Origin of the sequence: Pannonibacter carbonis, assembly GCF_003012935.1 — a bacterium.
Classification (GTDB): domain Bacteria; phylum Pseudomonadota; class Alphaproteobacteria; order Rhizobiales; family Stappiaceae; genus Pannonibacter; species Pannonibacter carbonis.
Window position 1 is genome coordinate 42379 of record NZ_PUDR01000004.1, and the last position, 19487, is coordinate 61865.

Sequence of the window (19487 nt, forward strand, 5' to 3'; positions counted from 1 at the left end):
GGTTTTGTTCCATTCCGGGCGCGGTGCTCTCCGCGCCTCGCCTTGTGCTCAGTCCAGCGCCGCGAAATAGGCTGCCAGCGACGCGATTTCCTCGTCTGTTAGCCGGCTTGCCATCATCTGCATGACCGGATGGGGCCTGAGTTTCTGTTTGTAGGCGTGCATCGCGGCCACGAAATCATCCTGTGGCCAGCGGGTGATGGCGGGAATGCCCTGATCCGAACCGTCGCGCTGATGGCAGGTGGTGCATTCCGAGGACAGGTATTCGCCATAGGCAGGATCGCCCTGGATCGCGAGGATCTTCGGGTCGAGTTCCGGGACCGTCGGCCGGGCCGTTGGCGATGCCTCCGGGATGTTCTGCGGCTTGTCCGACCAGGTCCGCAAATAAGCCATCAAGGCGGATCGGTCCTGCTGCTCCTTCATGCCGCGATAGCTCATGCGCGTGCCCGATACGAGGCTGCGCGGATTGGCCAGATAGGCGTCCAGGGTCTCGAGTGTCCAGGTCAGGCCATCCGCCCCCATCCGAGACATGCCTTTGGAGTAGGAGAAACTCGCCAGGGATCCTGCCCTTCGGTCGAACACGCCATTCAGTTGCGGCCCGACCCGGTTGACCGCGCCCTCCCCCAGTTGGTGACAGGCAGCGCAATCGCGCTTGAACAACTGCTCCCCACGAACCGGATCTCCGATTGTGTCCGCCTGGACGGTCCCGGCCGAAAAACCAAGAACCGTCGCAAGCGTGAGGAGAAGGCGCGGCTTCATCGCTTACTTTCCTACACTTGCCAGATAGGCAATCACCGCCGCACGCTCGTCTTCCTTCTTGATCCCGGCAAAGGCCATCTTGTTCTTGGGCAGGAAGCCCTTGGGATCGGTCAGGTAGGCATCCAGCGTTGAGGCATCCCAGACCATGCCACCCGCCCCGGCATCCAGAAGCACCTTGGAGTACTTGAAACCCTCGACAATGCCGGCCTTTGCCCCGACAACGCCGTTCAGCAGCGGTCCGGTACCATTCTTGGCTCCCTCGCCGACCTTGTGACAGGCGGCGCATTTCTTGAAGACGGTCTTGCCTTTTTCGATCAGGGCCGGATCAGCCGTGGCGACGGCGGCCGGTGCAGACGGTGCGGCCGGGGCTTCTGCTGGCGCGGCGGCAGGAGCGGGTGAAGCCGCAGCAACCTGAGTTTCCGCGGGAGGGGGAACAACAGCTGGCGCTTGCGCCCTGTCAGGCTGCGCTCCGATGGGCGGCAGGCTGCCAGCCGGGCGTCCGTCCGGGTCTTGGGGGGTGACGTTCAGCTCGATGGCCCGCTTGGTGACTTTCACTGGAGCCACACAGTTGGACATGCAGGGCTCTTTGGTGAACAGCGGATACTCGGTCTGTGGCCGGTCGTCGGGATAGAAACCGTCGGCATTCGGCAGCTTCACGTCGGTGAAGTTCTCATGCGACAGGACAAAATCATCTTCGACGAGCCCGTTCGAATAGAGCAGGAACGCGGTGATCGCGTAGGTTTCATCGATGGAGACCGTCTGCGCAGCACCAAAGGGCATCGACCGGTGGACGTAATCCCAGACAGTCGAGAGATAAGGCCAGTAGCTGCCGATGGTCTTGACCGGGCGGCGGTCTGTCAGACTGCCCTCACCGCCGGCCAGCACGGGCCAACTGTCGAGACCCTCGGCGAACTCGCCATGGCACGCGGCGCATTTTTCGGCGAATACCTCCTCACCGGTGGCGACATCGCCGGAACCGGGCCGAAGTCCCGTCCCGTCCGGCAGAACGGAGAGGTCCCAGGCCGCAATTTCCTCGGGCAAGGCCTCGCGGCCAAGGCCCAGCTTGCCGGCGATGGCCGGGGTGACAAGGCTGCCGAGCATGAGGCCCGAAGCAACCAGCGCTGCGGTCAGGCGGAACTCAGGCAACTTCGACATTCTCGACCTCCCCATCAGCCTTGACCCACCAGGTCTGGATACCGTTGTTGTGATAGACGTTGTTCAGCCCCCGGATCTTGCGCAGCTCGTCCTTGGTCGGCTGGAGGTATCCGGTGTCATCCATGGCCCGAGACTGAAGCAGCATTTCCTCGCCGTTCCAGTCGATATCGAGGTGGAAACGGGTCAACGCCTTCGGCTTTGCATCGCCCGATATGCGCGCCGGCTGCCAGTTCACCCCACCGTCCAGCGAGACATCCACGCGGGTAATGCGGCCGTTGCCGGACCAAGCGAGGCCGGTGATGACCAAAGGCCCCTTGCCATGACGGACTGGCACCTGCGGTGAGGGCGAGGTGATGACGGACTTTGCGTCCATGACCCAGGTCCACTTGCGGGCCCGGCCGTCTGGCATCAGGTCGGTGTATTTCGAGGTCTCCTCGCGGCTTTCGACAGCCTGGTCGTAGACCGCGATGCGGCGCAGCCACTTGACCCACATGTTGCCCTCCCAGCCGGGAACAACCAGACGGGCCGGATAGCCATGTTCCTTGCGCAGCGCCTCGCCGTTGGCGAAGAAGGCGACCATCACGTCATCCATGGCCTTTTCCAGCGGCATCGAACGGCCATTGGAGCTGGCGTCCGCGCCTTCGGCATAGACCCACTTGCCTTCCGGCTTGACGCCCGCTTCCTCGAGCAGAAGCCGGAGCGGGACGCCGGTGTATTCCATGTTGTGGATCATGCCCTGGGTGTACTGGCAGCCCTCCAGCTGTGCCCCACCCCACTCCATGCCGCCATTGGCAGCGCATTCGCAGAAGGCGGTGGTCACGCTGCGAGGGAAGCGCAGCAGATCCTCGAAGGTGAAGACGAGCGGCTTTTCGACCAGCCCGTTGATCATCAGCCGGAAGTCCTGCTTGCTCAGTTCGATCGCGCCGGAGTGATGCCGTTCAAAGGCACAGCCCTGTGGTGTGATCGTGCCTTCCAGCGCATGGATGGGCGTGAAGTTGATCGACGAGACCGGGCTTTCCGTCAGCCATTCGACGTTGCGGCGGACGACGTGTGATTCAAACCGGATCGGCGAACCATACGGCGCGGCATCAACAGCATCGCCAAAGCTTGATGCCCAGTCCTGGACTTCCGTGATCTTGGGATCCGGCCCTGCGGCACGGGCGGACGCGGCCCCGGCGACAAGTCCTGCGCCGGCGAGAGCCGTTGAACGCAGAAAGCCGCGGCGCGATTGGCTGACAGGTTCGTCGGTCATGGCGAACTCTCCTTGGGTCATCTCAGATGCCGGTCACGGTGACCGATGTATTGGGTTTCAGCTGCACGGTGCCGATCTTGCGCACGTGGGTTTCGATCACGTCCCAGATCTGCGGCCCTTCCGTGCCTTCGTTGACACTCGCCCAGCCGGCCACCGTGTAGGTCTTGCCCGCTTCGATGGCCTCGCCGCTGTCCGCAAGAGCAATGCTGGAGATGCGTTCGCCAATCGGCTTCGACACGTCGACCGCATAGGCAAGCCCGCCCACTCGAACCATGTCGCCGCCCTGCTGGTAATAGGGATCCGGATTGAAGATGTTGTCGGCGACATCCTCCAGGATCGTCTTGATCGTCTCGCCAGACATCTCTGTGCGGTAGCAGGCGCCATAGGTCATCGAGGTGACGTTGTGGATGTCCTCACGCGTGATGGCGTCGCCCGGCAGCAGCGTTGTGCCCCAGCGTACGCCAGGCGACATGGCGATCTGCGCGTCCCGCTCGGAGCGGATGGCATCGCAGATCAGGTCGTCCCAGGTGCCGTTGAAGTTGCCGCGCCGGTACAGAAGGCTGTCTGTGGTGCCGATTTTCTCTTCCAGCTGCGCCTTGAAGGGCTCGCGCTCCTTGTCGATCAGGGCCGCCATGTCGGCATCCGGCTTGATGACATCGGAGAAGATCGGGATGAGCTTGTGGCGGTATCCCATCATGCGGCCGTCGCGCACGTCGAGGTCGATGCGGGAGACGAACTTGCCGTTCGATCCCGAGGCGATCAGGATTGTTTCACCGATCAGGACCGGCTCCGGCACCGCGTCGTGGGTGTGGCCTGTCAGGACGACATCGATACCCTTGACGCGGCTCGCCATCTTGCGGTCGACATCGAACCCGTTGTGCGACAAACAGACGACCAGGTCGGCGCCAGCAGCCCGGACCTCGTTGACCACTTCCTGCATGCGCTCCTCGCGGATGCCGAAGGAGTATTCCGGGAACATCCATCTCGGATTGGCAATCGGCATGTATGGGAAAGCTTGCCCGATGACGGCCACCGTCACCCCGCCGCGTTCAAAGATCTTGTAGGGCTCGAACGCCGGTTCATCCCACTCGACATCAAAGATGTTCGCGCCGAGGAACGGGAACGGCAGCGTTTCGACGATTTCCTTCACCCGGTCGGTGCCGTAGGTCCATTCCCAGTGGCTGGTCATGGCCTCAACGCCCAGCGCGTTCATGACATTGACCATGTCCTGGCCCTTGGTCAGGAAGCTGGTCATGGACCCGTGCCAGGTATCGCCGCCGTCCAGCAGCAGGGAGTCCGGACGCGCGGCGCGGATGGATTTCACGACCGTCGCAACCCGGTCCATGCCGCCCATGCGCCCATAGCTGCGGGCCAGGGCGACATAGTCGTCATAGGTCAGCGCGTAGGCATCGGCTGACCCTTTTGAGATGCCGAACTTCGACAGGAAGTCCGTTCCAGTCAGATGCGGCACGACGCCCTTTGCCTCACCGACACCGATGTTGATCTCCGGTTCGCGGAACCAGATCGGCTTGAGCTGGGCATGGATGTCGGTGACGTGGATCAGAGTCACATTGCCGAAGTCATCGAAACGCAGGAGATCGTCCTGTGTCAGCGTCTGTTGCGCAGCAAGACGCGACCAGGAACCAAAGGCGTCGGTTCCCGTGATCGCAGCGAGGGCCATGGAGGCCTGCAGGAATTCTCGGCGGGTGATCATCCCGATCTCCAGGTTTGCGGGCAAGGCGATACCATCGCGCCGCAGCGCGTGAGCAGGCTCCCGCATTAATCAGTGTGGTATGGTTGCGATGGCTGCCGCTAACATGGCAGCCACGCTGTCTTAGTGGCGGACCGAAACGCCTTCGACCGAGAGCCCGTTGCCGCGCGAGGCGACATAGAGCTCGAGAGCCTTGAACTCGTCAGACCCAGCCTTGAAGGTCTCGGCCCTTGTATCCCTGACGCAACCGACAAAGCGCTGCTGGGCACTCAGCATGCCAGCATCCTTCAGACGATAGGTCGGAAACCCGTTGACCTGCCCCTGAGACAAGTGGTCGGCGCGGATCATCCGTCCATAGTTGTCTTCGTGGCAGTTCGCACAGGACATCTCAAGCTGACCATAGCGGGTGTAGTAGATTTCCTTGCCCTTTTCCCAGAACGACTGGGCCAGCCCATCGATCGCAATGTTGACGACATGGCCTCGGGACTGCATCGAGATGAGGCTGAGCATGTCCTTCATCTTGTCCGACGTCATGCCCCAGGCTTCAAGGCCCATGCGCTCTGTCACGCAGCCATTGATGTAGTCCTCGACCAGCATCAGCTTCCCGGACTTCTCGTCAACCCGCGGCGTCACGGCGCGCAGACCTGCCATGGACTCCGGCCCCTGGTGACAGCCAGCACAAGACTCGCCGTTCTTGCCCATGGCCTGGTTCCAGGCATCCGTCCCACGGTCGACGAAGACCATGGCCGGGTTGTCGAAATCGTCCTTCTGGAGATCGCGGGTTTCGGTTTCGCGGAAAAGCCACCCGGAATAGATAGTATCCACCGAACCCTTGAGATGCTCAGGGGCTGGAGCCGTCGTAACGAACTCCATGACGCCCTCCTCCGTCTCGACGGTCAGTTTGTCATCGACAGGATCTGCCAGCGCGGTGCCGAGGACTGTAAGCCCAAGGACGGCCGTCGCGGCCAGTACAGTGATCTTGCGCGGCTGCATAAGCTCTCCTCCCAGAGTTCTGTGGCGCGTCGCGATCAGGCGATGGCGATCGGCTTCACGTCCTCGTAGACCGCACCGTCATCATCATACCAGGTGAACTTGAACTCACCGGCTGCCGCAACCTTGGCGTCAAACTCGAAATAGGGGTTGGTCGATACTGCCGGCTCGATTGTCACATCGACGATGTTCTCGCCGTTCAGATCGCAAGTAAACCGGTTGATGATGGACCGCGGGATGAGCTTGCCATCCTTGTCCTTGCGCTGGCCGGATTCCATGGTGTGACTGATCAGTGCCTTGATCGTGACCACTTCGCCAGCGTTGGCCGACTTCGGAACCTTCACGCGGGGCTTTGCATCTTTTGCCATCTTGCTTCTCCTTGCGTCAGCCGCCACAGCCGCCGATGGTGACCTTTACCGTTGCCTGTGCCTGCCGGACCGAGCCATCCGCCATCTTGGCCAGAGCGATGACATCCTGCGTCTTTGCCAGCCGGATGCGCGTGGCGGCCCGATGCGAACCGGCGGCGGGGCCAAACTTGAAGGTTGCAACTGAAGGCTCGGGGTTCCCGGCAGCCAGGAGCATCACGGCAACAGCACCCGGGGCGTCGAACTCGATCGGCACGGTGTTGCCGTTTTCCGCAATCTCGGGTGCCGTCAGCGTAATGCCGCCGGTCTGTGGAGCGACGCCACCGGCGAAAGCTGCCGCTAGTTCCTCAGCGTTGGCTGCCAGAGCTGCGCCGGGCAGCGCAATTACCACCAGCCCACCGAGCCCGAACAAGAGTGCGTCACGTCTTGAGAGTTCCATCTTCATCTCCATGCGACCAGGCAGAGCCTCAGTCCTTCAGAGTCATCAGGTAGGCGACGACATCTTCGATTTGTTGCGCCGTCAGGACTGGCGGCAACTCGCCACTAGCGGCCTTGCCAGAATAGCCGTCACCCGGGCGAATGAAGCCGTCGGTCTTGTAGAAGGCAGGCATGAAGCTGCCCTCGAAGGTCATTTTGGCGTTGGCGACGATCCCGCGCAGTTCCGGCTCGGAGTAGCGGTCCGCAACGCCGTCCAGCGGGGGAGCAATTGTGCCTGGAAACTGCACATCGGGCAGGGCCTCGATCATGTGGCAGGCGACACAATTTCCAAGCGCGTTGGTCGTCATGACCTTCACGCCGTTCTTTGGATCCCCGGGAACACCCGACAAGGATGTCGCGATCGCGCCCCCGTCGAAGACAAGGTCCTTGGGCGCTGTTTCTGACATGGCAGGCATCACCGTGACCATAGTCACCGCTGCCGCCAGCAATAGCCGACGTGTCATGCTCTCCTCCCAGAGTGCTTCCTCATCGCAACGATAGACCCAATTTCATCCTTCATGCAATATAAGAATATGTATTTTTGAATATTTTAATTTATGAGTACAATCAGAGACTTATCATCCCGTCGCCGTTAGGGCTGGCTGTTGACCCGGCTGGCGAGAAACTTCTGGAAGTGTTCGCCATTCTCGTAGCCATGGTCTCTGACCCAGGTCAGCAGTGCTTCGGTCGTGCCCTTTCCGAAAGCACCGGGCATCTGGGCAACTGCAGCCTTGCTAACGGAGATACCGGGCTCGACCTGTTCCGGCAGGAAGACCAATGTCGGCGTGAACATCACGCCCCAGCGGGTGACCATGGCCTTTTCCGGCAACACCGTTCCATCCAGATCAGTGACTTCGACATCACCGAAGAGATTGATCTGAACGACGAAATAATGGTCCCGGATCAACCGGTCGATGGTCGGGTCAACCAGCACCTCCTCATGCATCTTGGTGCAATAAATGCAGCCCCGCTGCTCAATCATGATCAGCAGGCGCTTGGATTGCGCGGTGGCTTCCGCAAGGTCTTCGCGCAGATCCTTGAAGGTCTCGCGCAGCCAGTCCGGCTTATGCAGGCCGTCATCCCCCAATTGTGCCGCGGCACTTGAAAGGCCACTGAACAGGATGGCTGCAATCACGATCAGAATGCGTCTCATGATGTCTCCCCTTGGTCAAAGAACGGTCGCGGACCAATCAAAATTCTGGATCATCCATTCAGCAATGAGGTTGACCGAATTGGTTGCAATCAGGAGGCCGAAGATGATCAGCATCACACCCATGACCTTCTCGATATGGCGCATGGCCTGCCGGTGACGGCTGAAGAAGCCCAGGAACGGTCCGGCGAACATGGCCGCGATCACGAAGGGAAACGTCATGGCAATGCCATAGACCAGAAGCAGGGCGCCGCCACGCCAGACTTCGCCCATGCCGCTTGCGACAAACAGGATTGCCGCGAGAGCCGGGCCGACACAGGGCGTCCAGCCAAAACCGAAGGCGAGCCCCAGCACATAGGAACCGGCCAGGGACGTCGCCGCCGCGTTACTTTGCACCCTGGCCTCGCGGTACAGCAATCCGATCCGCAGCACGCCGAGAAAGTGCAGGCCAAACAGGACGAGCACAGCCCCGGCAACCCAGCTCAGAACCTCTTTCCACTGCAGAAAAAGCCCGCCCAGGGCCGTCGCCCCCATGCCGAGCAGGACAAAGATCGTGGTGACACCGAAGGCAAACGCAATCGCCTGGACGACAAGCCGGTGGCGCGCGCCCCTTCTCACTTCCCCATCGCCTGCAATCTCGTTGATCGACTGCCCGGCCATGTAGGACAGGTAGAAAGGCACCATCGGCAGGACACAGGGAGACAGGAACGACAGGAGGCCAGCCAGCGCCGCGCCTCCAAAGCTGACTTCAAGCATCCGCTCCTCCCTGAGCTCGCTTGCGCCTTTTATTTTAATACATTAGGATATTCCTATGTAAATATAGGCCTGTCAACATGATCCGCCTGCTTCTCAGTCTCCTCCTCCTTGTCGGCCTTCTGCGCCCTGCGCTGGCCAATGGCCTGGAACTGCTGATGTTTGAGCAGCCAGGCTGCGTTTACTGCCTGCGCTGGCACGAGGAGATCGGACCGAAATTCGCACTCACCGACGAGGGCAAGGCGGCGCCGCTGCGCCTCCTGCAACTGCGGTCTCCCCTGCCTGAGGATATTCACCTCGTCTCGCGAGCAGCCTTTACCCCGACCTTTGTTCTCCTCCGCAACGGGCGGGAGATGGGACGGATCGAAGGATACCCTGGCGAAGATTTCTTTTGGCCGATGCTGGCAGAACTGATCGAAAAGGCGAAGGTGCCCTAACGCGAGTGGCCGGAAAGCCCTGCAAAACAAACTTCAACAGGGAAACTGCGGGGTTTGCGTTGCAGGTGCGAAGCTGACGTTTTATCTAGGGCGCTCAAGCATCGGGGTCGCCACGTGTCCGCAATCGAGGAAAACATTGATGGCCGGTCACCATCATCCGAACTTTCCGGACTGGTCGAGCAGTCGAACGAGGCTGCTGCCTTTCTAAAGGCGATGGGTCACGATGGGCGCCTGACCATACTCGCCCATCTTTCCAGTGGCCCCAAGAGTGTCACCGAGCTTGAAAACCTGCTCTCATCGCGTCAGGCTGTCGTCAGCCAGCAACTCGCACGCCTCAGGCTCGAGGGAATGGTGAGCGCACGGCGCGATGGACAAACGATCTACTATTCGCTGCTGGACCCTCGAGTCAGCCCGATGATCGAAGTCCTTGCGAGACTGTTCGGCAGGCAGGCCTGAGATCTGCCGCGGAACTGGTCGCCGACTGGGCCGATGCGCGACTAGACGGGAGGAGAACACTATGGATGCCATGCCCTATGGCCTCCTCGCAGCTTTGATTGGCCTTGCCGGTGGAACCGTGCTGGGACTGGCCGGGCGGCTCGGAAATTTTTGTACGGTTTCTGCACTCGAGATGGCCGTCTACGGCAAGGACGCGCGCAAGCTTCGGCTGTGGGGCATCGTGCTGGCGGTGGCCGTTCTGGCGACGCAATTCGGCGCGCTGGCCGGCTATGTCCATCTCGATATGACATTCTACCACGAACTGGCCTGGAACCCGGTGGCATCGATCGTTGGTGGCCTGATGTTCGGTTATGGCATGGCGATGTCCGGCAACTGCGGATTTGGCGCGCTGACCCGCATGGGCGGCGGCGACATCCGCGCGTTGGTGATCGTGGTGGTTATCGCCATTGCCGCCTATGTGACCCTGTCCGGCCCGCTTGCGCCCCTTCGCATAGCCCTGTTTCCGCAAGAGGACGCCAGCGGCCCGCAGGGCATCCTGCACGACCTGCAAACCTACGCCGGACTGCCGCCCGCGCTGGTCATTTCCGTCATTGCCTGTGGCCTCGGCTTCTGGGGCCTGTCCTACAGCCCGCTGCGCCGCGAACCGCACATGCTGTTCTGGGGCGTCGCTGCCGGGCTTGCGGTTGCCGGATGCCTTGCCGGAACGTCCTGGCTTTCTGACACCAGTCTTGGCGCAATCGACGTCGAAGGTCCGTCCTTTACCGCACCGGTTGGCAGGGCGCTGTTGTTTCTCATGACATCGACAGCAGGCGGAATTTCCTTCTCGGTCGGTATCGTTGTTGGTGTGATCCTCGGCGGTTTTATTGGCTCGATGGTGCGGGGCCTGTTCCAGTGGGAGGCGTGTGAAGATCCCCGCGAACTGGGCCGCGCCATTGTCGGAGCCATGTTGATGGGCGTCGGCGGTGTTGTCGCCATGGGCTGTTCCGTCGGACAGGGCGTCACGGCCTTTGCCACCCTGTCCTGGTCCGGGCCTGTCACGCTCTTGGCCATCAGCGCCGGCTGCCTTCTTGGGCTGCGGCAACTGATTGGCGGCTATCAGGTCGAGTGAGCCGCTGAAGCACCAACCTATCGTTCCGGCCTATCGTTCCGGCATTCCACTCGGACGGCTCAGGCGTTTCTGTGCGGCAATGCGGAAGGGCGCGTTCGGTGCGCCATAACCCCGGTAGGACGCGCTCCGCTGGATGATCTCGAAGAACAGACCTTCCGACCGGGTCCGCGAATAGAGCTGGAAGAAGGCACCGCCCGCGTCTTCGTCATAGAGGATGTTCAGGCTGCGCATCCTTGCCACCAGATCCTCAGGCAGGCCAAAACGGGCCTCCACGTCGTCATAGTAGTTCGTACCGATCTTCAAGACCGGAAAATCTCTCGCCGCAAGCCGATCAGCGGTGAGGAATATGTCGTCCGTCGCAAAGGCGATGTGCTGGACCGACGAGCCGAAATTCGCCTCGACGAAGCGCCCGGCCAAAGTGCGTCGCGCCTGCGATCCGTTCAGTGTGACGCGCAATGCACCTGCCTCGATCGCCTGGCTCTGGACCAGCCCGTCCGGATCCGCCACGTCGACCATCGGCGCTTTCCGGGCGTCAAACAGCGCATGATAGAACAGGGACCAGCTCAGCATCTCGTCATAGGCCATCGTCTGCGCGATATGATCGATCCGCGTCAGCCCAACTCCCTCGTTCGGAACTGCCTCGCCGGTAAAATCGATGCTCCAAAGGCGGCCGAGATCTGTCCTTGCATCAAGGAAGCGCAAGAGACTGCCACCGACACCCCGGATGGCGGGAATGGCCAGTTCTCCGGGGCCAGGACTTTCGGCAAAACCCGAGACGCCGATCCCCTTTGCGCGTGCGGCCGCCGCCTTTGCATCGTCAAGCATCAACGCAATTTCGGAAACGGATGTTCCCTTCGCCGAATAGACGCTATGCGCAAAGCCCTTCAGCTCTGTGTTGACCAAAATGTTGATCGAGCCTTGCGCCCAGCGCGTAACCTGCTTGCTGACATGATGTTGAACGGGCGCAAAGCCGGCGGATGACAGGAACATTTCAAGTTCCGGTGCCTCGGACGGTGACGAGACGATCTCGACAAACTCGACCCCTTCCACTTCTGACGGTGCAGGGAAATCCGGCAGTGGGCTGGGCAAGCACGGCTCAGTGCGCCGAACCCGGTCCATCAGATCGATGAGGCTGCGATAGCCGTCCTGCGCCACGAGGCGCGGAAGCCCGGAGCGGAAGTGATCGTTGAAGATCTCCAGCGACAAGGGACCATCATAGCCTGTTGCCACAACCGCGCGCATGAAGCCAACCACATCGAGATCCCCTTCCCCCGGCATGTTTCGGAAGTGACGCGACCAATAGAGAGGATCCATCGGAATGGCCGGCGCATCAGCGAGCTGGATGAAGAAAATGCGGTCACCGGGTATGGAGCGGATCGTATCGGGCGCAATGCCGCGCCCAAGCGTATGGAAGCTGTCGAGAGTTAGCCCGATCCGCGCATGATCCGCGCGGCGCACCACTTCCCATGCGTCCCGGTGGTCATTGACATGCCGGCCCCAGGCAAGCGCCTCGAAGCCGACGCGGACGCCGTATTCCGCAGCCACATCGCCGAGGGCATGAAAGTCGGTAGCCATGCGGTCGATGCCACCGAGACAGGCGGGATGAACAGAGGAACAAACCAGAACGAGATCGGTTCCAAGCTGGTTCATGAGCTGGAACTTCCGCCGAGCTCTGGCAAAAGCCCTGGCCCGGAGCGGTTCCGGAAGGCCCTCGAAATCGCGGAAAGGCTGGAAAAGCGTGATCTCCAGTCCATGGTCGCGGACCATCTGGCCGACATCTCGAGGCGGAATATCGGTGGCGAGAAAATCCTGTTCAAATATCTCGATCCCGCTGAAGCCGGCAGCTGCAATGGCCGCCAGCTTTTCCGGCAGCGTTCCGGAGATCGAGACAGTGGCAATCGATGTCTTCATCAGGACCTCCTGGCCGGCTGGGTGTTTCAGCCTTTCCAGTCGCGGGCGAGCGCACGGGCCTCGCGGTAGAGAATGGCCGTGTCCACATCGACGGCGGTAAACAGGCTGCCTGCGGCAACCGCGTCCTTGAGGAAGGCCTTGTCGAGCGAGAGAAGCCCTGCAGGCAGTCCAGCCGCGCGGATGCGGCGCAGGCCATCAAGTACGGCGGCCCGCACGTCCGGATGGCCAGGATTGCCCGGATGCCCCATGCTGGCGGCCAGATCGGCCGGACCGATGAAGACGCCGTCGACGCCATCGACCGCCGCAATTGCCTCGATTTGCGTCAAAGCCTCGGCAGTCTCGACCTGCACCAGAAGGCAGATCTCGTCATTGGCCCGGGCGATGTAGTCCGGCACCAGTCCATAGCGGCTGGCCCGGGTGATTCCGGCCACGCCCCGACGTCCTTTCGGCGGATAGAGCACCGCTTCAACCGCCTTTTTTGCCTCTGCCGCCGACTGCACATAGGGCACCAGAATGCTCTGCGCCCCCGCATCCAGGATGCGCTTGATCTCGACGGCATCGTTCCAGCCAGGCCGGACGATGGCATGGGTCGGATAGGGTTCGGCTGCCTGCAGCATCGATTGCACCGTGCCCAGGCTGACCGTCGAATGCTCGCTGTCGATCAGCATCCAGTCGAAGCCGCAGCCAGCCAGCGCTTCGGCATGACCGGGTTCGGGGATCGAACACCAGATCCCGATCTGCTGGCGGCCCTCTTTCAAAGCAGCCTTGAACGGATTGCGCGGCAGTTCCATTTCAGTCTCCTCAATGAATGGCGACAGACACCCGCCGGTTTTCCAGCGCTGCCTGCCGAATGGCTTCGGTGACTGCGAGCGTGTTGAGCCCCTCGCGCCCGGAGACCAACGGCGCTTCCTCGCCCCGGATGACGCGGGCGAACTGCTCGACCTGCAAGACCAGTGGATCGCCCTGTGGGCGTGGCGGCACGGTCGCCGACAAGGGCGACCACCAGCTGCGCTTGCCCTCATGCCGCCAAAGGCGGAGCGACGGCAGTTCCAGAGATGCTTCCGTGCCACCGATCATGTAACAGGCTGCTCCCGCTGGCGGATAAGCGGGGTTTTCACCTGATGCGAACTCCCAGCTCCAGGGAGCCGGAACACAATCGGCTGCGCTCATGGTCGCGAGCAGCCCGGAGGCGAATTCCATGACAACAGAACAGGCATCCTCGACCGCGTGACCGCGAACGGCATTGGTCAGGACGGCCTGGACCGAGACAACGTCTCCAAGCAGGAAACGCATCAGGTCGATGTCATGGATCAGATTGGTCAGGATGGGGCCAGCCCCGGGCTCGCGGCGCCAGGGCACGTCGAAATAATCGTCCGGCTTGGCGAGCCAGAACATCCCGTGCGCCGACACGGGACGGCCGAGAGCACCTTCTTGAATGAGGCGCTTCGCGGCAACGATGAGCGGGTTATGGCGGCGATGATGGCCGGTGAGCAAAGGCACGCCGGCGCTGTCGGCAGCCTTCACGAGGGCAAGCCCCTCCGTGACACTGACCGCAAAGGGTTTTTCGACGAGAACAGGCAGTCGTCGGGCGACACAGGCCAGACCGCCCTCGACATGCACGGCATTGGGTGTTGCCAGCAGGACCCCGTGGCACTGCCCGTCGGGCATTTCGGATAGATCAGGGAACCAGGCAACGCCCTCTGAGGCCGCCACGTTCCGCGCGCCATCGGTCGGGTCCACCACGGCCGCCAATTCGGCTCCCTCGGACTGGCGGATCGCGGCGATATGGCGCCGGCCGATCAGTCCGGCACCGGCAACGGCGAGGCGGACCAGCGCGGTCATGACAGCAGCGACGCCAGCCTGCGGACGGCAAGCTGATACCCTTCGACGCCCAGCCCCGCAATCACGCCATCTGCCCGAAGCGAGACATAGGAATGATGCCGAAAACTCTCACGCTTGTGGATGTTGGAGATGTGAACCTCGATCACCGGCCCGTCAAACGTGTTCAGGGCATCATGGATCGCAATCGATGTGTGCGTGAACGCGCCCGGGTTGATGATGATCCCGGCTGCGGAATGCCGTGCTGCATGGATCTGGTCGATGATGACGCCTTCATGGTTGGACTGAAACAGTTCCACTTTCAGCCCCAGCAACTGGCCAAGCTGTTCGCAGGCGATGCGCACGTCCTCAAGCGTGTCGCGACCATAGATTTCCGGCTGCCGCATCCCCAGAAGATTGAGATTGGGGCCATTTACAATGTGCACCGTCTTCATATGCCTGCTCCGCCTTCCTGCTCCGACCAGTCTGTCCAGCACCGGCCGCACCGTCGGTCCTCGCCCATGCGGCCCATCAGTCCAGCCAGCTTAGACGAGGCCATCTGACAACGGAAGAAAAAATCGATTATGCATTGCAACATAAGTTTTTACAGTTGCATCGATTATTTTATCTAACGTAAGATATTGGATGGACGAGCAGGGAATTTCCTGCCAGTCTGACCTGGTCACCTCGGGGAGGAGGTGCCTGACAAGGTGAAAAAAGGGAGGAGATCCGATGTCCGCTTCAATGACGCGCCGCGCGCTTTTGTCCGCTGCGGCTGCCACTGCCATGATGATCAGCTGCGGCGTTGCCTTCGCCGCTGACAAGATTCAGCTTCGCATGTCCACCGTGGCCACCGAGACCGATCAACGCACCAAGGCACTTGCCGAAGTCTTCGGCCCGGCCGTCTCTGAGTTTGCGAGCTATGAGCCGCATTACAATGGCACGCTGTTCAAGCAGGCGACCGAACTCGAAGCCATCGCACGCGGCAACCTCGAAATGGCCATCACCTCGGCGCAGGAACTGGCCCAGTTCGTTCCGGAGTTCTCCGTTTTCTCCGCCGGCTACCTGCACCGGGATGCGGCCCATCAGGTCGCGGTCTTCAATGCACCGCTGATGGAGCCCTTCAAGCAGAGGGTGGAGGATACGCTGGGCGTCAAGCTGCTCACCGTTATGTATCTCGGCCGCCGCCAGCTCAACCTGCGCACTGACCAGGAAATCAAGACCCCGGCCGACCTTGCCAACGTGAAGCTGCGCATGCCCGGCACCGATGCTTGGCAGTTCCTTGGTCGCGCGCTCGGAGCAAATCCGGTTCCGGTCGCCTTCGGTGAGATCTACACCGCGCTTCAGACCGGTGCGATCGACGGCCAGGACAATCCGCTGCCGACGGTACGCGATTCCAAGTTCTATGAGGTGACCAAGCAGATCGTGCTGACGTCGCACCTTGTCGACCTCAACTATCTCGCGATCTCCAAGGCCGTCTGGGACAAGATGACACCAGAACAGCAGGCAGCGACCCAAGCCGCAGCCGATGCCGCCGCCGAGACTGCGCGTGGCCGTCAGCTGACGCTCGAAGACGAGTTGGTCTCCTTCATGAAGGAGAAGGGGCTCAAGGTCTACGAGCCGGACGTCGCCGCATTCCGCGCCAAGGTTCAGGCTGACTACCTTGCCTCGGACTACGCCAAAGCCTGGCCCGCCGGCATTGTCGACGAGATCAACGCGCAGGCGAAGTAAGGCCGACGCCCATGCAGCGCCTTGTCAAAGCGCTGCGCAATGGGGCCGACTACGTGGCGGCGGCGATGCTCGCCGCCATGTTCGCCGTCTTCATTGCGCAGATCACCGCACGCTATCTGCTCAACCTGCCCATGGGCTGGTCGGTTGAAGTCTGTCTCACGCTCTGGCTTTGGCTCGTCCTGTGGGGCTCCGCCTTCTGCCTGTCCGACAACGAGCACGTGAAGTTTGACCTGCTCTACCAATCGGTCTCGAACCGGACGCGGCGGATTTTTTCCGCATTGTCGGCGCTTGCCATCACCGTCGGTCTGATTGTGCAACTGCCGGCGGCCTGGGACTACGTCGACTTCTACAAGATCAAGCGCAGTGCCACGCTTCTCATCCCGCTGAAGTGGGTCTTCATCATCTTCATCGCGTTCTCGGTCGGCCTCATCCTGCGCTACGCATTCGGCCTCATCGCGATCCTGCGCGACCGCCCCCGTGCCGACAGGAGCCCCACGCCATGAGCCTTGCGTTCCTGCTCTGCCTGCTTGCCGTCTTTGCCCTTGCGGCCATCGGCACGCCCATCGGCTATTCGCTTCTTCTGGGCGGGATCACCTATCTCGCCATCCAGGGCGCCGACCTCAGCCTTGCTGCCGAACAGCTCATCCAGTCGCTCTACGACAGTTTCGTGCTGCTCGCCGTGCCGTTGTTCATCGTCGCTGCCAACATCATGAATGCCGGGACCGTCAGCACCAAGTTGCTCGACTTCTGCGTCGCAATTGTCGGACGGTTCCGTGGCGGCCTCGGCCAGGTCAACATCGTCTCCTCGCTGATCTTCGCCGGGATGTCGGGCTCGGCCGTCGCCGATGCGGCCGGTATCGGCAAGATCATCATTTCCATGATGACAAAGGATGGCCGCTACCCGCCCGGCTATGCCGCCGCTATCACCGCAGCGTCCGCGACCATAGGACCGATCATCCCGCCATCGATCCCGATGGTCATGTATGCGCTCATTTCGGACCAGTCTGTCGGCTACCTGTTCCTTGCAGGCGTCATACCGGGTTTGTTTATGGGCCTCATGCTGATGGTCTTCAACTATGCCATGGCCATACGCCTCAACGTGCCGATGGAGGAGCCGGTCCCGGCCCGGCAGATCCCGCGCATCACCTTCCGCGCCATTCCTGTGTTGCTGATGCCGGCAATCCTGCTGGGCGGCATCTACGGCGGCGCGGCAACACCCACAGAGGCCGCTGCTCTTGCCGCGCTCTACGCCCTGTTCTTGTCCGTATTCATTTACCGCAGCCTCAGCTTCCGGGAATTCGTCACGCAGATGCGGGAAAGCGCAAGGCAGGCGGCAACAGTCGGCATCGTCATCGGCTGCGCGCTGATCTTCAACTATATCGTTGCTTCGGAACGCATCCCGGAAGCACTTCAGCACTGGCTGGCCGGCATGGACCTCAGCCCGCTGGCGTTTCTTCTTATGATCAACCTGCTGCTTCTGCTGCTGGGTTGCCTTCTGGATGCAACCACGATCATCCTAGTGATCCTTCCGCTGTTCATTCCTGCCTGCAAGGCGCTCGGCATCGACCTCCTGCATTTCGGCGTCGTCGCCATCGTCAACTGCATGATCGGGCTGATCACCCCGCCTTATGGCATCCTGCTCTTCGTCATCAATGCGCTCACCGGAATTTCACTCCGCGACATCATCACCAACATCCTGCCCTTCGTCGCCGCACTGCTGCTGGCCCTCGCGCTGCTGATCTTCTTCCCCGGCCTGTCGCTCTGGCTGCCGCGGCAATTCGGATATGTGGGATGACCAAGACCACTTGGCGCCTTGGCCTGATCGGCGGCAACATCAGGCAATCCCGCTCACCGGCCCTGCATATAGCCTGCGCCCTGTCCCTGGGCGGCAATGCCAGCTACGACCTGCTGATCCCGGACGAATGGGACCATGACTTTATCCGCATGCTGTCGCACTGCCGGGACTGCGGCTTCGACGGTGTCAATGTCACCTATCCGTTCAAGGAGCTGGCCGCGGCCATGGTTCCCGCCGGCGATCCGGTCGTCACCGCGATGGGCTCGAGCAACACAATCCACTTCAGCCCGGAAGGCCCACGCGCCTACAACACCGACTACAGCGGTTTCGTTTCCGCTTTCCGCAGCCTCTGGCCGGGGCGCAGGCCGGGCCGTGTCCTGATGATCGGAGCGGGCGGGGTCGGCCGGGCGATCGGGTTCGGTCTTGCTGAACTGGGCGCCGAGATGGTGGCTCTCATCGACAGCGATCCAGCGAAAAGCGCGAGCCTCGCCGAAGCCCTTTCTGCCCAGGGCAAGACCAATGCCTTCAGTATCGATGGTTCTGCCCTGGCGGATCTCGGCGGCTACGATGGCGTCGTCAATTGCACGCCCCTCGGCATGGCCGGCAAGCCTGGCTCCCCCTTGCCGGAGGGGGTCAAAGGTGAGCCGAGCTGGGCCTTCGATGCGGTCTACACGCCGGACCACACGACTTTCCGGGCGCAACTCGAAGGGCTCGGCGCGGACTTCCTTTCAGGCTATGAGCTGTATTTCCACCAAGGCATTCAAGCCTTTGAGATCTTCACCGGCCAGCCTGTGCGGCGCACGGACTGGCTGCGCGACGTGCTCAACCAGAAGGGATAGAGGACCGCTGCGCCGCCAGCGCATGCTCCACACCGCCGTCGATATGATGCAGCAGCACGGACTGCGCCTTCTCAATATCGCGGGCAAGCGCTGCCTCAAGCAGATCCTGATGCTCCTTCGCCGCAACATCGCCGCGGAAGGTCAGGAAGATCATCTGATAGCGCAGGTACTTGTCAAAGATGCCCTTGTGCACCGACATAAGTTCCGCCGACTGGCACCGGCAGATCAGAGTCTGGTGGAAGCCGAAATCGTAGCGCTTCCATTCGGTGCGGTCACAGGCCTCGCCCGAGATCATCCTGGCCTCGATGCGGCTGAGCTTGTGATGGGCAGCAACCACCTCGCTCTCCCACACGACATCTCCATTGCGGAACGACTGCTCCAGCGCATGGACCTCGATCAGCTTGCGAAGAGCCGCAAGTTCAAGGAGGTTTCCGGCCGATATCGGCGCAACGGCAAAGCCGCGCTCGTTCTCGGTCACGACCAGCCCTTCGGAGGCCAGCCGGTTCAGCACCTCGCGCAAGGTCGGAACCGAAGCGCCATAGCCTTCCTTCAGTTCCTCAAGGCGCAGGCGCTGCCCGGGGAGCAACTGGCCGAAGACAATGTCGGAGCGCACTCGCAAATATGTTGCCTGAAACAGGGAAACTGTCACGGCCGTTCCTTCCCTCGCCCGCAATCCTCAATGATCGGCAGGCTCGTAAATTTGCGACAAACCGGTTCACATAATCCAAATTTGGATCAGCAAACGCAAAAACCGGAATCATCGTTTATACTGATCAATATAAA

General features: G+C 61.5%; 22 protein-coding genes. 7 read left to right on the top strand and 15 right to left on the bottom strand.

Translation table 11 applies throughout. The annotated features are described in order from the left end of the window. Positions 1 to 48: 48 nt before the first annotated feature. The 10 genes from C8348_RS06490 to C8348_RS06535 all read right to left on the bottom strand — a co-directional run bounded on the left by C8348_RS06490 (position 49) and on the right by C8348_RS06535 (position 8612). Positions 49 to 756 carry a c-type cytochrome gene (locus C8348_RS06490; RefSeq protein ID WP_106752496.1) on the bottom strand — a complete coding sequence of 236 codons (708 nt, stop codon included), beginning with the start codon at positions 754 to 756 and terminating at the stop codon, positions 49 to 51. Positions 757 to 759: 3 nt separating this feature from the next. Continuing rightward, entirely contained in the window at positions 760 to 1911 is a 1152-nt protein-coding gene (locus tag C8348_RS06495) for a c-type cytochrome (RefSeq protein ID WP_106752498.1), read from the bottom strand. Continuing rightward, positions 1895 to 3163, bottom strand: a complete 1269-nt coding sequence (gene soxC, locus C8348_RS06500) for a sulfite dehydrogenase (RefSeq protein ID WP_106752500.1) — start codon at positions 3161 to 3163, stop codon at positions 1895 to 1897. The genes C8348_RS06495 and soxC overlap by 17 nt, the downstream gene beginning before the upstream one ends. 22 nt (positions 3164 to 3185) lie before the next feature. Then, on the bottom strand, positions 3186 to 4877 hold the full coding sequence (gene soxB, locus C8348_RS06505; RefSeq protein WP_106752502.1) for a thiosulfohydrolase SoxB: 1692 nt from the start codon (positions 4875 to 4877) through the stop codon (positions 3186 to 3188). A gap of 120 nt (positions 4878 to 4997) precedes the next feature. Further along, complete coding sequence (gene soxA, locus C8348_RS06510) at positions 4998 to 5867, bottom strand: sulfur oxidation c-type cytochrome SoxA (protein ID WP_106752503.1); 870 nt, start codon at positions 5865 to 5867, stop codon at positions 4998 to 5000. A gap of 35 nt (positions 5868 to 5902) precedes the next feature. Beyond that, complete coding sequence (soxZ, locus tag C8348_RS06515; RefSeq protein WP_106752506.1) at positions 5903 to 6232, bottom strand: thiosulfate oxidation carrier complex protein SoxZ; 330 nt, start codon at positions 6230 to 6232, stop codon at positions 5903 to 5905. A gap of 16 nt (positions 6233 to 6248) precedes the next feature. Beyond that, positions 6249 to 6668 carry a thiosulfate oxidation carrier protein SoxY gene (gene soxY, locus C8348_RS06520; protein WP_106752842.1) on the bottom strand — a complete coding sequence of 140 codons (420 nt, stop codon included), beginning with the start codon at positions 6666 to 6668 and terminating at the stop codon, positions 6249 to 6251. Positions 6669 to 6696: 28 nt separating this feature from the next. Continuing rightward, positions 6697 to 7170 (bottom strand): sulfur oxidation c-type cytochrome SoxX, encoded by a 474-nt coding sequence (soxX, locus tag C8348_RS06525; protein ID WP_106752507.1) that lies wholly within the window; start codon positions 7168 to 7170, stop codon positions 6697 to 6699. Positions 7171 to 7298: 128 nt separating this feature from the next. Next, the gene (locus C8348_RS06530; RefSeq protein WP_106752508.1) at positions 7299 to 7859 is read right to left on the bottom strand and encodes a thioredoxin family protein; all 561 of its coding nucleotides are present in this window, start codon (positions 7857 to 7859) and stop codon (positions 7299 to 7301) included. A 15-nt stretch (positions 7860 to 7874) separates the two neighbouring features. After that, the gene (locus C8348_RS06535) at positions 7875 to 8612 is read right to left on the bottom strand and encodes a cytochrome c biogenesis CcdA family protein (protein WP_106752511.1); all 738 of its coding nucleotides are present in this window, start codon (positions 8610 to 8612) and stop codon (positions 7875 to 7877) included. A 77-nt stretch (positions 8613 to 8689) separates the two neighbouring features. Between C8348_RS06535 and C8348_RS06540 the strand changes: the two genes are divergently transcribed. From C8348_RS06540 to C8348_RS06550, 3 genes are all read left to right on the top strand, one after another. Then, on the top strand, positions 8690 to 9046 hold the full coding sequence (locus C8348_RS06540; protein WP_106752512.1) for a thioredoxin domain-containing protein: 357 nt from the start codon (positions 8690 to 8692) through the stop codon (positions 9044 to 9046). 114 nt (positions 9047 to 9160) lie between these two features. Continuing rightward, positions 9161 to 9502 carry an ArsR/SmtB family transcription factor gene (locus C8348_RS06545; RefSeq protein WP_244293949.1) on the top strand — a complete coding sequence of 114 codons (342 nt, stop codon included), beginning with the start codon at positions 9161 to 9163 and terminating at the stop codon, positions 9500 to 9502. Positions 9503 to 9563: 61 nt separating this feature from the next. Continuing rightward, a complete protein-coding gene (locus C8348_RS06550) occupies positions 9564 to 10610 on the top strand; it encodes a YeeE/YedE family protein (RefSeq protein ID WP_106752513.1) in 1047 nt (348 codons plus the stop codon). Positions 10611 to 10640: 30 nt separating this feature from the next. Here C8348_RS06550 and C8348_RS06555 read toward each other — a convergent pair whose 3' ends face one another. Genes C8348_RS06555 through aroQ form a run of 4 tightly spaced genes read right to left on the bottom strand, consistent with a single transcriptional unit; the run spans position 10641 to position 14794 of the window. Continuing rightward, the gene (locus C8348_RS06555) at positions 10641 to 12521 is read right to left on the bottom strand and encodes a bifunctional sugar phosphate isomerase/epimerase/4-hydroxyphenylpyruvate dioxygenase family protein (protein ID WP_106752514.1); all 1881 of its coding nucleotides are present in this window, start codon (positions 12519 to 12521) and stop codon (positions 10641 to 10643) included. A gap of 26 nt (positions 12522 to 12547) precedes the next feature. Next, entirely contained in the window at positions 12548 to 13312 is a 765-nt protein-coding gene (locus C8348_RS06560) for an HpcH/HpaI aldolase family protein (RefSeq protein WP_106752515.1), read from the bottom strand. 10 nt (positions 13313 to 13322) lie between these two features. Beyond that, entirely contained in the window at positions 13323 to 14363 is a 1041-nt protein-coding gene (locus C8348_RS06565) for a Gfo/Idh/MocA family protein (RefSeq protein ID WP_106752516.1), read from the bottom strand. After that, positions 14360 to 14794 (bottom strand): type II 3-dehydroquinate dehydratase, encoded by a 435-nt coding sequence (aroQ, locus tag C8348_RS06570; RefSeq protein ID WP_106752517.1) that lies wholly within the window; start codon positions 14792 to 14794, stop codon positions 14360 to 14362. Before aroQ ends, C8348_RS06565 begins: the two co-directional genes overlap by 4 nt. A 277-nt stretch (positions 14795 to 15071) precedes the next feature. Between aroQ and dctP the strand changes: the two genes are divergently transcribed. From dctP to C8348_RS06590, 4 genes are read left to right on the top strand one after another with little or no spacing between them, the layout of a single operon-like run. Further along, the gene (gene dctP / locus C8348_RS06575) at positions 15072 to 16070 is read left to right on the top strand and encodes a TRAP transporter substrate-binding protein DctP (protein WP_106752518.1); all 999 of its coding nucleotides are present in this window, start codon (positions 15072 to 15074) and stop codon (positions 16068 to 16070) included. An 11-nt stretch (positions 16071 to 16081) separates the two neighbouring features. After that, positions 16082 to 16573 (top strand): TRAP transporter small permease, encoded by a 492-nt coding sequence (locus tag C8348_RS06580; protein WP_106752519.1) that lies wholly within the window; start codon positions 16082 to 16084, stop codon positions 16571 to 16573. Beyond that, the gene (locus C8348_RS06585; protein WP_106752520.1) at positions 16570 to 17865 is read left to right on the top strand and encodes a TRAP transporter large permease; all 1296 of its coding nucleotides are present in this window, start codon (positions 16570 to 16572) and stop codon (positions 17863 to 17865) included. Before C8348_RS06580 ends, C8348_RS06585 begins: the two co-directional genes overlap by 4 nt. Then, on the top strand, positions 17862 to 18704 hold the full coding sequence (locus tag C8348_RS06590) for a shikimate dehydrogenase family protein (protein WP_106752521.1): 843 nt from the start codon (positions 17862 to 17864) through the stop codon (positions 18702 to 18704). The genes C8348_RS06585 and C8348_RS06590 overlap by 4 nt, the downstream gene beginning before the upstream one ends. Here the strand turns inward: C8348_RS06590 and C8348_RS06595 are convergent. After that, on the bottom strand, positions 18688 to 19353 hold the full coding sequence (locus C8348_RS06595; protein ID WP_208983606.1) for a GntR family transcriptional regulator: 666 nt from the start codon (positions 19351 to 19353) through the stop codon (positions 18688 to 18690). The genes C8348_RS06590 and C8348_RS06595 overlap by 17 nt on opposite strands. Positions 19354 to 19487 lie beyond the last annotated feature (134 nt).